Here is a 14,052-nt window from a genome sequence, read left to right on the forward strand (position 1 = left end):
ACGTTTGATGGCTCTGCTCCGGGGCGCTCTCGCGTTCCGCGCATCGCGAACGGGGACGGCCCCAGGACCAGGGGTCGCAAGCCATTCCGAGCCTGCGGCCGGACCCCATATCGTGAGTCGGGCCGCGTCCGGGCCCCGGATCCATCATGGCCCTCACGCGCGATCTCCTCGATATCCGACGGATCTACCACGAACCCGTCGTGGCCGATTACCCGCTGGGTCAGGAGATCCTCGCGCGCTTCCCCGATGCCGAGCGCATCTCGGTACCGTCGCACTGGAACATCCCGGACCTGCACGGCAATGCCGGATCGGTGGACGATTGGGTGCGGATCAAGCGCTCGACCCTCGTGCTGGGGGTGAAGAAGGGCCTGACCATGCGTCCGAACGGCCGAAGCGCCCATTTCATCGCGCCCTCGACCTCCAACGGCTGCGCGATGGCCTGTGCCTATTGCTACGTGCCGCGCCGGAAGGGCTTCGCCAACCCGATCTCACTGTTCGTGAATATCGAGCAGGCCTGCGCGGCGATCCAACGCCACGCCGCGCGCCAAGGCCCCCTTCCGGCGCCGGACCTGATCGATCCGGCCTTCTGGATCTACGACATCGGGGAGAACGGCGATCTCTCGGTCGATGCCGCGGTGAGCAGCGGCGTCGGGAGCCTGATCGCGCTGTTCCGCGACCTGCCGAACGCGAAGGCCTCGTTCGCCACCAAGACCGTGAATCGCGACCTGTTGAACTACGATCCGCAGGGCAAGACGCGGATCCGCTTCTCGCTCATGCCGGCGCGCATCGCCCGGATCGTCGACGTGCGCACCGCCCCGATGCCGGAGCGGATCGCCGCCATCAACGATTTCGTGGCGGCGGGCTACGAGGTCCACGCCAATTTCTCGCCCGTGATCCTCTACGAGGGCTGGGAGGCCGATTGGCGCGCCCTCTTCGCCGAGATCGACGGCACGCTCTCGGACGCCGCCAGGGCGCAGCTCAAATGCGAGATCATCATGCTGACCCACAACGCGGATCTGCATGCGGTCAATCTGGGCTGGCACCCCCGCGCGGAGGACCTCCTGTGGCGGCCCGACATCCAGGAGGCCAAGGTGTCGGAGGGCGGAGGCGCGAACCTGCGCTACCGGACCGGCTGGAAGGGCCGGTGGCTCACGCGCTTCAAGGCGCTCCTCGCCGAGACCCTGCCCACCTGCACGGTCCGTTACGCGTTCTGAACTCCCGGCCGGGCCCGGCGTTGGAGCGCCATTGAGAGGGGCGGGATCATGTCGACGCACGAATCCTATATTGACGAGGCCGTCGCGCTTGCCGCCGAGAACGTCGCGGCGGGCGGCTCGCCCTACGGGGCCGTGATCGTGCGCGACGGCGCCGTCCTCGTCCGGGCGGCCAACACGGTCCACGCCACCAACGACCCGAGCGCCCATGCCGAGATGGTGGCGTTGCGCGAGGCGAGCCGGATCCTGGGCCGCCGCGACCTGTCCGATTGCGTGATGTATGCGAGCGGGCGCCCCTGCCCGATGTGCCATGCCGCGATGCGGCTCGCCGGCTTCAAGCGAGGCTACTTCGCGTTCTCGGCGGAGGAGGCCGAGCAGTACGGGGCCGGAAGCGCTACGATCTATGCCGAGCTGTGCCAGCCCCTCGACGCGCAACCGATGCAGATCAGCCAGCTTCGGCCGCCAGGCGATTCGCCCTACCCGGCCTGGCGGGCGCGGCGGGGCGCCTGACGGATCAGTGCGTCCAGGGCGCAGTGCGGTTGAACTTGAAATTATCCGAGTAGGACAGACCCCTGCGGGCAGCGGGCTTGGCCGGCTGCTCGACGCGGTAGGCGATGCCCTCGCGCTTGGCGTAGGCCACCGCCTCCTCCTCCGTATCGAATTCCAGCCGGACCTGCTGCATCATGTCGGAGGATCCGTTCCAGCCCATCAGCGGATCGATCTCGCGCGGGCTGGTCCGGTCGAACTCCAGAACCCACTGCTTGGTCCGGGCGAGGCCGGACTGCGTGGCGTCCCGGGACGGACGGAAGATGCGGGCACTCGGCATCTGACGCGACAGGCTCCTGAACAAATGGTCGGGGCGATAGGATTCGAACCTACGACCCCCTGGTCCCAAACCAGGTGCGCTACCAGACTGCGCCACACCCCGACATCCCGTTTACGGGCTCAGATCCCTAGCGTTTCGCTGATCCGGCCGCAAGGCGAGCCTGCGTCGCACGGGGGCTGAAACGGCGCCGCTGTATGGCGTCGCGGCCGGATCACGCCGCGGTGCGGGGCGTGATCCGTCATCGATCACCGAAACTCACAGGAAATACCCGGACCAATCGACCGCCGATCCATCAGTCGCCCGTGACAGCGGCATTGGTAAATGATTTGCTAATGTCTCCTGCCGCGCCCCGGCGCGTGATGGAGGGATCCCAGTGTTGGACGATAATGATCCGCGCCGGTACGACGACCCGATCTGGTACGATCGGGTCGAGGCCGACGAGCCGCCGAGCCTGATGCTGAACGCGGTGGCGTATCTGTTCCTGGTGCTGCTGGCCGGCTGCGCCATCGCGGTGAAGCTGTACTGGCTTCCGAACGCGCTGTGGTGCCGCATCGCCGGATGGGTCGAGCGCCGCTGGGTCGCGGCGACCAAACGGCCGTGACGCCTGGGCGCGGGAGTCTTGCGCCACTCCCGTCCGTTACAAAAGTCTCATGATTCGCCAATAGGCGTTTTCGCCTGTTGTCGTGTATACCCGGGGCATGTTGCGCTGCACAACGCGAGGCCGTCATTCCGGTCGTCGGACAAGGCTTGGTTTCAGGTCGCGCTGAACCGGCTGCTCGATCAGCCCAGGAGGCACCGGATCGATGACCGGCACAGTGACGTTGAAGTCCCCGATGGCTAGCCAATCGCGACGCGCGAACGCCGCCCGTCCGGCCGATGCCCCCCGATTCAGTCCGGACCGGCCGGTCCTCCGCATTCTCCAACCTGGGGAACCGGTTCGCCGCGCTGGACGCAGCAGGGCCATCCCGGCAGGGTCCGGGGCGACGCATCCGCGCGCGCTCACCCGATGCGGATCGCGCACGACCCGATTCGGCCGGCTCCTGCCGATGATGCGCCGGGTTCCAGGGCCGGCGCGCGCCGATTCCGGCAGGCAGGCCATGTCGGGTTGCGGCTGGGCCGGATACCAAGTTTTCAGATCGGGCGGGTTTCCGCCTGGATCCGATATTAGGAATGGCTTAATTTCCGGATTGGCGATGCGTAAGGATTACGACCATGGATAAACATGCGGGCGGCTTGAACCGCCGAATAATACGCATGCGTCACGCCGGTTCCAGATCTCTGGCCGTCGTCTGTTCGCTGGTCGTCCTGATCGTGATGCTGCCGGCGAGCGGCCATGCCCTTGACGGCGATTACAGGCTCGGCGCGGGCGACAAGACCCGCGTGCGGGCGAGCGAATGGCGCGCCTCGCAGGCTCAGGTCTACGAGTGGGACGCGATATCGGGGGACTACACGATCAATTCGGCGGGCTACCTTTCGCTGCCGCTGATCGGCGAGGTCAAGGCGACGGGAAAAACGACGAGCGAACTGTCCGACGTCATCGCGGAGGGCCTCGTCAAGAAGATCGGCACCGTCAAGCGGCCCGAGATCGCGATCGAGATCACCCAGTACCGCCCGTTCTACATCCTCGGTCCGGTCACGAAGGCCGGTGACTACCCCTACCGCCCCAACCTGACGGTCCTCCAGGCGGTCGGCATCGCGGGCGGATTCCGCCGGACCGCCGACGAACGGCCGGAGCGGGAATCGATCAGCGGCGAGGGCGACCTCAACGTCCTGCAGCTGAGCCTGTCCTCCTACATGACGCGGCTCGCACGCCTGACCGCGGAACTGGCGGATTCCAACAGCATCACCTTCCCCGCCGAAATCAACAGTCAGGCCAACAACCCGACCGTCCGCGATTTCATCAAGCAGCAGGGCAGCATCTTCCAGTCGCGCAAAGAGTCGATGCGCGCACAGCTCAAGTCCTACGAGGCGCTCAAGGTGCTCCTCTCCCAGGAGGTCACCTCGCTCAACGAGCGCGCGCAGTCGCAGCAACGGCAGATCGAACTCGCCAAGCGCGAGCGGGATGCGGTCGATACGCTCATGAACAAGGGTCTGACCGTCAACGCGCGGCAATCGACCCTCGAACAGCAGCTCGCGCAATTCGAGTCGTCCAAGCTCGATATCTCGACCTCGATCCTCCGTGCCCAGCAGGAGCTGAGCAAGGCCGATCGCGACAGCCTGGAGTTGCGCAACAAGTTCAAGAATTCGGTCTCCGACGAAATCCATGAGGTCTCCCTGAAGATGCAGGAGACCAAGGAGAAGATCAGCACGGCACAGGCGCTGCTGTCCGAGACCGACGGCTTCATCTCGAAGGCGAGCGATCGAAACGCCCGGATCTCCTACAGCATCGTCCGCAAGGTCGACGGCAAGGCGCAGGAGATTGCGGCCGAGGAGAGCACGCCCGTCTTCCCCGAGGACGTCATCCGCGTGCGGATCAATCGGCGGCCCGACTTCGCCGAGACCGGGCGCAGCGAGCTTGGGTCCGAGCAGGCCGCCGGCCAGCTTCCCGGAGCGCAGCTGAAGAGCATCCGCTAGACGCTTTCCACCGACGTAGACACCGGGTCGGCGCGCCGCAGGGCGCCCGACCCGCAATACACGGCTGGAGCAGACGCGGCACCGCGATCTCGACGATGGAGGACGTCTCCGTCGTCCGCTCGCCTGCGAAAATGCAGTCTGCGCCGAAGGCCACCACAGCACAGCCCGCGCCACCGCGACGAAAATTGGTGCCGCACGAGCTCTCTCGAAAAACCAGTCCGTTCCAGGCCGAGGCAAACTGAATGAAAGTTGCGATCGTTCATTACTGGCTGGTGGGAATGCGCGGCGGCGAGAAGGTCGTGGAAGCCCTGTGCAACATGTATCCGAACGCCGATATCTTCACGCACGTCTATGATCCGGCGGCGATCTCCCCGACCATCAAGGCGCACCAAATCAAGACGTCGTTCATCGGCCGGTTGCCGTTCTCGGTCGCGAAATACAAGTCGTACCTTCCGCTCATGCCCATGGCGCTGGAGCAGCTCGACCTGCGCGGCTACGACCTCGTGATCAGCAGTGAGTCAGGGCCCGCGAAGGGCATCATCCCGCCCTCCGCCTCGACCCATATCTGCTATTGCCATTCCCCGATGCGCTACGTCTGGAACATGTTCCACGATTACAGGGAACGCACAGGGTTCATCAACCGGCTCGTCATGCCGCCCGCGGCACATTACATCCGCAATTGGGACGCGATTTCCGCCAACCGGGTCCACGAATTCGTGGCGAACTCAGCCACGGTCGCCCGCCGCATCGAGACCTATTATCGGCGACAGGCCACAGTGGTCTATCCGCCGGTCGATACGGCCGCGTTCTCCATCGTGCCCGACCAGGAGATCGGCGATTTCTACCTGATGGTGGGCGAACTCGTCCGCTACAAGCGCCCCGAACTGGCCGTCGAAGCGTTCAACCGGCTGCAGAAGCCCCTGGTGGTGATCGGCGGCGGCGAGATGCTGCGTGAGCTGCGCAGCCTCGCGGGTCCCACGGTGAAGATCCTCGGGCCGCAACCCTTTTCGGTCCTCCAGCATCACTACGCGCGCTGCCAGGCCCTGATCTTCCCGGGCGAAGAGGATTTCGGCATCGTTCCGGTCGAAGCGATGGCGAGCGGCCGCCCGGTGATCGCGTATGCCCGCGGCGGGGCAACGGAAACCGTTCAGGATTCGATCACCGGTACGTTCTTCCATGAACAGACCGTCGATTGCCTGATCGACGCGGTCGAGCGCAGCCGGCAGATCGCCTTCGAACCGGAGCGGATCGCCCGCCGGGCCTCGGAGTTCGGCCTGGACCGTTTCACCCGCGAGATGTCGCAGTTCATCGACCAGACCATGGCGCGATCGGGGGCGGTCAGCCGGCCCGACCTGTAGAGCGCGCGTGGCCGAATGAATCTCGTTTCGCTGGGGCGCGCTCGGAAAGGTCCGGCTGCCTGATGGATCGCCCGGCTCGCACCGCACCCTTCAGCGCTCCGGCGGGTGGAAACGTCGGAGCCTGGACTTTCACCCGCACCATCGGCGTCGCGCGCCTATCGGTCATGGCTCGGAACGCACCATGAAGAAGATCCTGTTCGTCACGCATGCTGCCCATTACGGAGGCGCCGAACTCTTTCTTCGAGATATCGTCGTCCATGCCAAGAAGACCGGCCGCCATTGGCCGGTCGTCTTCCTCGACGACGGACCTTTGGTTCAGGATCTCATCGCTGCGGGATCGGACGCCAGGACCGTGAAGGCCGGCGCTCAGATCCTGAAGCTGAAGCGCGGATCGAGCATTCGCAATGTCGTCTCGGCCCTGATCGGCATCTTCGCGGTCGTGAACGGGCTGATCAGGGCTTTTCGCGGCGTCGATGTTGTCTGCGCCAACAGCCAGAAGTCCCTGTTCCTGGCCGGTCTCGCCGCACGCCTCGCGCGCAAGCCGTTCGTCTGGATCCTGCACGATCTGGTGACGGACAGCAGTTTCTCGCCGACGATGCGGCGGGCCCTGGTCTTCTTCGCCAACCACATGACCTCGCACGTGGTGACCAATTCCCTCGCCGCCCGGGACGCCCTGATCGAATGCGGCGGCAAGGCCGACAAGATTTCGGTCGTCTACAACGGTTTCGATTTTACGCCGGCTGTCCCCACCGCGGCGGGCACGGATCGCGGTTCGGTCCTGCGGGAAGCTGGTCTGCCGGACCTGCCGACGGTCGGCCTGTTCGGCCGTATCGCCACGTGGAAGGGCCAGCACGTTCTGATCGAGGCGGTGGAGCGTATTCCCGGCCTGCAGGCCCTCTTGGTCGGTGACGCGACCTATCAGGACAGCGCCTATTTCGATCGCATCCGGGCCCTGGTCGAACAGAAGCACCTGTCCGATCGGGTCAAATTCCTGGGCTTCCGAAAGGATGTCCCGCGCCTCATGGCGGCGGTCGATATCGTGGCGCACACGTCGATCGATCCGGAACCGTTCGGACGCGTCATCGTCGAGGGCATGGCGTTGGGCCGCCCCGTGATCGCCACGCGGGGCGGCGGCGTGGGCGAGATCATCGATCACGGGACGACCGGCCTCCTCTATCCGCCGGGCGACAGCGTGGCGCTGGCAGAGGCTTTACGCTCACTCCTGAACGACCACGCGATGGCCTCACGCCTTGCGGCGGATGGGCGGAGCACGGTCGCGACGCGCTTCTCGATCGAGCGATCGGTTCAGGATTTGGATCGCGTGTTCAGCGGCTTGTGAGACGGCTTGTTCAGCGGGTCGAACCGGGGTTCGGGTCGCATCCCGTTGTCGCTCCACCCGCCGGGGAAAGAGCGCGCGCGGAAGCTGCGGGCAGCGCTCAAAGACGGTGTTCCACGTCGAACACCTCGAAGCCGCCATGTCTTCAGACGTCGCCGTGGCGTCGACTCGCGCTCTCCGTCTTGAGCCTCTCGGCGGCGACGCGAGACGGTGGCGCGGGCGTCGATGCGGCTGCCGCGGACGAAGGCGTCGATCGCTGCCTCAAGCTGGTGAGCGTCGATTACCGCCATCTCTCGTCCGTGCACGCAAGGACGTAGACGACGTGCATGCAGCGCGACTGCGCCGCCTGCGACGTGGCATCGGCCATGCACGCCTGCATGCCGGACGAAAGCACCGCCCGATCGACTCCCTCGGGGCCGCCGCAGGTGAAGATCGGCTGGAAGCCTTCGAATCGACTGACCTGCCAGAAGATGGCCACAACCGACAAGAGGCAGAGCAGCGCCACCAGACCCGTGTTGTCGTAAAACCAGTGCCGTGGCTCTGCCTTAGAAGCGGCGGCCTTACTCATCTCTGCGCCAGAGAGACCAGGGCGACAGCTTTCTTCACGATCGAGCGGCGTGTGCCCGGCCGGGTCGCCGTGTTGGCCAGCTGTGTATCGGCCGCAGGACGCCTTCCGATCGCCGTCGCGCCGTCGAGGGTTTGATCCAGCCGGAGGGTCAAAGGCCTGGCGTTCGCGACTGCGCGGCCGGCTACGATCGCAGCGTCGATCCTATGATCTCTCGCTTGAGTCATGCTCCGCTGCGAAAATCGGGCTGTCTGGAAGGCAACCACGACTTGGTCGGTGGGCGATGAGAGCCTCAGACCTCCGACCCGTTCCGTGTAAAGGATTGGTGTTCTCCTGTCATAGAGCGTCGTCCCTCCACGACAGCGCCGTAGCAGGTCATCCTGTTCTCCAGAAAGCCTTCGTTTCCGGAGAATAACCGGAGACCTGTTCCGGGCCCGTCCGCCGGATGGCCGCCATCCTACCCGACGGGCTCGACCTCGATATTGACCGCTTGGATGCCAAGGAGTTCTTCGTCCGGCCCTTCGACGCCCCACACCACGCGCGTCACCCGGTAAGCGCCACGGACCTCATGCTTTCCGCCCAGCATGACCTCCTCGCCTCGGCGTGGGACCTACCGCCAGAAGCGGGCACCACACTCCTTCCCTGCGAGAAAAAACCTGATGCTGACCTCGGTATCACGCATGACTCTTCGTCTCTTCATCCCTTCCGGCTACCTGCGCCGTCCGGACACGTTCTCGACGACGCCGCGCAGGTGCTCGGACGCGTGACGCCCAGAGGCGCCCTCGACCACGCACTCGGTCGTGCCGAGCGCCTTCGCCACCGTCGAACGGCATCCCGTCCATAACGGCCGAGGTCACGAAAGTGTGCCCTCGGATGTGGGGCGGGATCGCCTCGCCGAGACCCGCCGCCTTCCGAAAGCCCAGCGCGGCGAGCCGCAATTGGGCGGCCTGCATGCGGGTCAGCCACCGGTCCCAGGCCGGAGTCCTGTCCGGCAGCGGATCGAGCAGCTTGCGATCCGTGTGCGCGGAACCGAGCGCGGCCGACAGCACCGTCAACGCGCGGCGCGCGGTCCTGTCGCCGAAGCGCGGCTCTCGGCCTCGGCTGCGAAGCGGTAGTCCGGGCCGACCTTGAACCGCGCCAGCGCCGTGCGCGGGGTCGCGTAGGCCCGACGCGCGTTCTAAGTCCCTGAGAAACATGGTGGGCGGTGAGGGACTCGAACCCCCGACCCTCTCCGTGTAAAGGAGACGCTCTACCAACTGAGCTAACCGCCCCGTGACCGACCGTTACGGCATGCGGCCGGTCAGGCGCAAGATCCGCTGCCCGCGGACGCTACCTGCGATCGGCCATCCGTGCCGCCAGGGCCGGCGTGAGGCCCGTGGTCTCGACCGGTGTCGGAGCCTGTCGCAGCTGCGCAGACCCACGTGCTGCCGCCAGGACAGAGCGGGTTCCGGCCTCGACCGAACAGATCAACGGGCACGGAACGCGCGATGCCAGGCGCGACGCGAGGCCGGCGAGCCCTGCACCCCCCAGGATCACGGTGGCGGCGCCAGCCTCCGCACAGGACTCACAGGCCTCGGCCAGCCCGGCCAGAGCAGCGTCCGGATCACGGGCGATCGCGGCGCCACTCGGGGCGACGGTGCGGATCGCGGCCAGCCGATCGGCGAGCCCCAGCGCGGCCACGAACTCCCGCAGCATCGGCTCCCAGGCGGCCCCGCCGGTGACGATCCCGAACGAGCCCCGTGCCACAGCCTCCTGACAGGCGGCCTCCGCCATGCCGACCACCGGGACCCTGGCGACCTCGCGCAGGGCGAACAGGCCCGGATCGCCGAAGCACGCGAGATAGACGGCGTCGCACCCCGCCTCGTGCTCGGCCAGGGCGTCGAGGGCCGCATGGCCGGCGATGGCCGCGGCGCTGCGGCTCGCGATGTAGCGGGCCCCGAAACGCCCGGTGACGGCGCGCAATGCGGCCTGGTCCCCGAGCTGAGCACGGACATGCCCGGCGACCAGATCGGTGATCGCCGCGCTGGTGTTCGGGTTGATCAGCAGGATGCGCATCCGGCCCTCGCACACGAAAAAGCCCCCGGGGACGATCCCCGGGGGCTTTCTTGACACGTCAGGCTGAGAGGGTCAGTGGGCCACGAAGGTGGCACCGTCCTCCTCGGTCCGGGCGGGCTTGGCCACGGGCAGCGGCTCCTCCCACTCGATCGCCACCGGCACGCGCACCAGCGCCTTCTCCAGCACCTGATCCATCCGCGCGACCGGGATGATCTCAAGCCCGTTCTTCACGCTGTCGGGCACCTCGGCGATGTCCTTGGCGTTCTCCTCGGGGATCAGCACCGTCTTGATGCCACCGCGGAGCGCCGCGAGCAGCTTCTCCTTCAGGCCACCGATCGGCAGGATCCGACCGCGGAGCGTGACCTCGCCGGTCATCGCGACCTCGCGGCGGACCGGGATCCCGGTCAGCGTCGAGATGATCGCGGTGGCCATGGCGATGCCGGCCGACGGACCGTCCTTCGGGGTCGCCCCCTCCGGAACGTGAACGTGGATGTCGCGCCGGTCGAACAGCGGCGGCTCGATCCCGAAGTCGATGGCCCGGGAGCGGACGTAGCTCGCCGCCGCCGAGATCGACTCCTTCATCACGTCCTTCAGGTTGCCGGTGACCGTCATCTTGCCCTTGCCCGGCATCATGACGCCCTCGATCGTCAGCAACTCGCCGCCAACCTCGGTCCAGGCCAGACCCGTCACCACGCCGACCTGATCGTCCGCATCGATCTCGCCGTAGCGGAACTTCGGCGGGCCGAGGAAGACCTGCAGGGTCTCGACCGTCACCGCGACCACCTTGGTCTTGGTGATCAGGATCTCCTTCACCGCCTTGCGGATCAGGTTGGACAGCTCGCGCTCCAGGTTACGGACGCCGGCCTCCCGCGTGTAGCGGCGGACCAGCATCATCAAGCCGTCGTCGTCGATCGACCACTCATGCGTCCCGAGGCCGTGCTTCTTCAGGGCGTTCGGGATCAGGTGCTTGCGCGCGATCTCGACCTTCTCCTCCTCGGTGTATCCGGCGATGCGGATCACCTCCATCCGGTCCATGAGCGGTCCCGGGATGTTGAGGGTGTTGGCCGTGGTCACGAACATCACGTTCGAGAGGTCGTAATCCACCTCCAGGTAGTGGTCGTTGAAGGTGCTGTTCTGCTCAGGGTCGAGCACCTCGAGGAGCGCCGCCGACGGATCGCCGCGGAAATCCATGCCCATCTTGTCGATCTCGTCGAGCAGGATGAGCGGGTTCGAGGTCTTGGCCTTGCGCATCGACTGCACGATCTTGCCGGGCATCGAACCGATATAGGTCCGGCGGTGACCGCGGATCTCGGCCTCGTCGCGCACGCCGCCGAGCGACATACGGACGAACTCGCGACCCGTCGCCTTGGCGATCGACTTGCCGAGCGAGGTCTTGCCGACGCCGGGGGGACCGACGAGGCACAGGATCGGGCCGGTGAGCTTGTTCGCGCGCTGCTGCACCGCGAGGTACTCGACGATCCGCTCCTTGACCTTGTCGAGACCGAAATGGTCATCGTCGAGCAGCGCCTGGGCGCCGAGCAGGTCCTTCTTGATCTTCGAGCGCTTGCCCCACGGGATGCCGAGCATCCAATCGAGGTAGTTGCGCACGACGGTCGCCTCGGCCGACATCGGCGACATCTGGCGGAGCTTCTTCAGCTCGGCGGTGGCCTTGTCGCGGGCCTCCTTGGTGAACTTGGTCTTCTCGATCTTCTCTTCGAGCTCGGCCAGTTCGTCACGGCCATCCTCGGAGTCGCCCAGCTCCTTCTGGATCGCCTTCATCTGCTCGTTCAGGTAGTACTCGCGCTGGGTCTTCTCCATCTGCCGCTTGACGCGGGTCCGGATGCGCTTCTCCACCTGGAGCACGGAGATCTCGCTCTCCATCAGCGACAGCACGCGCTCCAGGCGCTGCGCCACTGTGGGGGTCTCGAGGATGCCCTGCTTGTCGGAGATCTTGACGAGCAGGTGCGAGCCGATCGTGTCGGCGAGCTTGGACGGCTCGTCGATCTGGGTCACGGCGGAGACGACCTCGGGGGAGATCTTCTTGTTCAGCTTGACGTAATTCTCGAACTCCGAGAGCACGGAGCGCGCGAGCGCCTCGGCCTCGACGCTGTCGCCGAGCTCGTCGTGCAGGGCTTCCGCGGTCGCCTCGTAATACTCGTCCGAGCGGGTGAAGCCCGTGACCTTCGCGCGGCCGACGCCCTCGACCAGCACCTTCACGGTGCCGTCGGGCAGCTTCAGCAACTGGAGCACGGAAGCGAGGGTGCCGATCTTGTAGATCGCATCGGTGGCCGGATCGTCGTCGCCCGCGTTGATCTGGGTGGCGAGCAGGATATGACGATCGGTGCGGACGGCCTCCTCAAGGGCGCGGATCGACTTCTCGCGGCCCACGAACAAGGGCACGATCATATGCGGGAAGACGACGATGTCGCGCAGGGGGAGAACGGCGTAGGTGCCCGTCGAACCCGGGACCACCGGCTGGCGCGATTTCGACTGTGACATGCTGACTTCCTCTCAGGACACCCGGCTTCGTCGCCTCCATGCACGGAGCGCGCCTACAGCCAGGGGCCGACCGGGCCGCGAGGGTCGGGGCTTTTTGGGACTTTGCGGCTGGTAACGCGGACCGCGCCTCGAAGGAGCGAGCGGCCACCGCGCTGAGCCTGAAGTGGCTGCGAGGGAGCGCGTTTTCAAGGCTATCCCCACAGCGCGCCCGGCCGGAGCCGGGCGCTTAATGCAACCCTACCAAGCGCTTACGCACTGACGCTGGCGGGTGCGTCCTTGTTGCGGTCGCCATGGATGTAGAGCGGGCGCGACTTGCCTTCGACCACCTCGGGACCGATCACGACCTGCTCCACGGACTCGAGGCCCGGCAGGTCGTACATCGTGTCGAGCAGGATCGTCTCCAGGATGGAGCGCAGGCCGCGGGCGCCGGTCTTGCGCTCGATCGCCTTGCGGGCGACCAGCGACAGGGCGTCGTCCTGGAAGGTCAGGTCCACGTTCTCCATCTCGAACAGCCGCTGGTACTGCTTGACCAGGGCGTTCTTCGGCTCCTGCAGGATCTTCTTCAGCGCGGCCTCGTCGAGGTCCTCGAGCGTCGCCAGAACCGGCAGACGGCCGACGAACTCGGGGATGAGGCCGAACTTCAGCAGATCCTCGGGCTCGACCGAGCGGAAGATCTCGCCGGTGCGGCGGTCGTCCGGGGCCTGCACGGTCGCGCCGAAGCCGATCGAGGTCCCCTTGCCGCGCTGGGAGATGATCCGCTCCAGCCCCGCAAAGGCGCCGCCGCAGATGAACAGGATGTTGGTGGTGTCGACCTGCAGGAACTCCTGCTGCGGGTGCTTCCGGCCACCCTGGGGCGGGACGGAGGCGACCGTGCCCTCCATGATCTTCAGGAGCGCCTGCTGCACGCCCTCGCCCGACACGTCGCGGGTGATCGACGGGTTGTCGGACTTGCGCGAGATCTTGTCGATCTCGTCGATGTAGACGATGCCGCGCTGCGCCCGCTCGACGTTGTAGTCCGACGCCTGGAGCAGCTTGAGGATGATGTTCTCGACGTCCTCACCAACATAGCCGGCCTCGGTGAGGGTCGTGGCGTCCGCCATGGTGAACGGCACGTCGAGGATCCGGGCGAGCGTCTGCGCGAGCAGCGTCTTGCCGGAACCGGTCGGCCCGATCAGCATGATGTTGGACTTGGCCAGCTCGACGTCGTTGTGCTTCGTCGCGTGGGCCAGCCGCTTGTAGTGGTTATGGACCGCGACCGAGAGGACCTTCTTGGCGAAGTCCTGGCCGATGACGTAATCGTCGAGGACGCGGCGGATTTCCTTCGGGGTCGGCACGCCGTCGCGGCTCTTCACCAGCGAGGATTTCGACTCCTCGCGGATGATGTCCATGCACAGCTCGACGCATTCGTCGCAGATGAACACCGTCGGGCCGGCGATCAGCTTGCGGACCTCGTGCTGGCTCTTGCCGCAGAACGAGCAATACAGCGTGCTCTTGGAGTCGGTGCCGCCAGTCTTGCTCATATCGGTCTCCGGATTCCTCGCGTCCGCGGCCGGCTAGGGGCGAACGCGCGACTTATGAATGTAGGGGGCCCGTTTAAAGAAACAGTATGCTGTGCGTCTTTGACCGAA

General features: G+C 66.1%; 12 protein-coding genes and 2 tRNA genes. 6 read left to right on the forward strand and 8 right to left on the reverse strand.

Features of this window, described 5'->3' with window-relative positions:
• Positions 1-146 precede the first annotated feature (146 nt).
• Positions 147-1,214 (forward strand): spore photoproduct lyase family protein, encoded by a 1,068-nt coding sequence (locus tag MKK84_RS07445; protein ID WP_243918169.1) that lies wholly within the window; start codon positions 147-149, stop codon positions 1,212-1,214.
• Positions 1,215-1,262: 48 nt separating this feature from the next.
• The gene (locus tag MKK84_RS07450; RefSeq protein WP_243918171.1) at positions 1,263-1,721 is read left to right on the forward strand and encodes a nucleoside deaminase; all 459 of its coding nucleotides are present in this window, start codon (positions 1,263-1,265) and stop codon (positions 1,719-1,721) included.
• A 4-nt stretch (positions 1,722-1,725) separates the two neighbouring features.
• Here the strand turns inward: MKK84_RS07450 and MKK84_RS07455 are convergent, their stop codons facing one another.
• Positions 1,726-2,037, reverse strand: coding sequence for an ETC complex I subunit (locus tag MKK84_RS07455; protein WP_243918178.1), 312 nt, complete (start codon positions 2,035-2,037; stop codon positions 1,726-1,728).
• Positions 2,038-2,062: 25 nt separating this feature from the next.
• Positions 2,063-2,139 (reverse strand) — tRNA-Pro (locus MKK84_RS07460).
• A 271-nt stretch (positions 2,140-2,410) separates the two neighbouring features.
• On the opposite strand from MKK84_RS07460, the gene MKK84_RS07465 reads away from it, so the two are divergent.
• The 4 genes from MKK84_RS07465 (at position 2,411) to MKK84_RS07480 (ending at position 7,308) form a co-directional block, all read left to right on the forward strand.
• Entirely contained in the window at positions 2,411-2,638 is a 228-nt protein-coding gene (locus tag MKK84_RS07465) for a hypothetical protein (protein ID WP_243918180.1), read from the forward strand.
• Positions 2,639-3,291: 653 nt separating this feature from the next.
• A complete protein-coding gene (locus tag MKK84_RS07470) occupies positions 3,292-4,611 on the forward strand; it encodes a polysaccharide biosynthesis/export family protein (RefSeq protein WP_243918189.1) in 1,320 nt (439 codons plus the stop codon).
• A 242-nt stretch (positions 4,612-4,853) separates the two neighbouring features.
• Positions 4,854-5,969, forward strand: coding sequence for a glycosyltransferase (locus MKK84_RS07475; RefSeq protein WP_243918191.1), 1,116 nt, complete (start codon positions 4,854-4,856; stop codon positions 5,967-5,969).
• Positions 5,970-6,150: 181 nt separating this feature from the next.
• Positions 6,151-7,308, forward strand: coding sequence for a glycosyltransferase family 4 protein (locus MKK84_RS07480; RefSeq protein ID WP_243918193.1), 1,158 nt, complete (start codon positions 6,151-6,153; stop codon positions 7,306-7,308).
• 277 nt (positions 7,309-7,585) lie between these two features.
• On the opposite strand, the gene MKK84_RS07485 is transcribed toward MKK84_RS07480, so the two are convergent.
• From MKK84_RS07485 to clpX, 6 genes are all read right to left on the reverse strand, one after another.
• Positions 7,586-7,873, reverse strand: a complete 288-nt coding sequence (locus tag MKK84_RS07485; protein WP_243918195.1) for a hypothetical protein — start codon at positions 7,871-7,873, stop codon at positions 7,586-7,588.
• 454 nt (positions 7,874-8,327) lie between these two features.
• Positions 8,328-8,456, reverse strand: a complete 129-nt coding sequence (locus MKK84_RS35400; RefSeq protein ID WP_279599402.1) for a hypothetical protein — start codon at positions 8,454-8,456, stop codon at positions 8,328-8,330.
• Positions 8,457-9,065: 609 nt separating this feature from the next.
• Positions 9,066-9,141 (reverse strand) — tRNA-Val (locus tag MKK84_RS07490).
• Positions 9,142-9,199: 58 nt separating this feature from the next.
• Complete coding sequence (locus MKK84_RS07495; RefSeq protein WP_243918196.1) at positions 9,200-9,925, reverse strand: aspartate/glutamate racemase family protein; 726 nt, start codon at positions 9,923-9,925, stop codon at positions 9,200-9,202.
• Between the two features lie 72 nt (positions 9,926-9,997).
• Positions 9,998-12,424 (reverse strand): endopeptidase La, encoded by a 2,427-nt coding sequence (gene lon, locus MKK84_RS07500; RefSeq protein ID WP_243918198.1) that lies wholly within the window; start codon positions 12,422-12,424, stop codon positions 9,998-10,000.
• Between the two features lie 248 nt (positions 12,425-12,672).
• On the reverse strand, positions 12,673-13,944 hold the full coding sequence (gene clpX, locus MKK84_RS07505; RefSeq protein ID WP_243918200.1) for an ATP-dependent Clp protease ATP-binding subunit ClpX: 1,272 nt from the start codon (positions 13,942-13,944) through the stop codon (positions 12,673-12,675).
• Between the last annotated feature and the right edge of the window lie 108 nt (positions 13,945-14,052).

The sequence above is a fragment of the Methylobacterium sp. E-065 genome, from assembly GCF_022829605.1.
Lineage (GTDB): Bacteria > Pseudomonadota > Alphaproteobacteria > Rhizobiales > Beijerinckiaceae > Methylobacterium.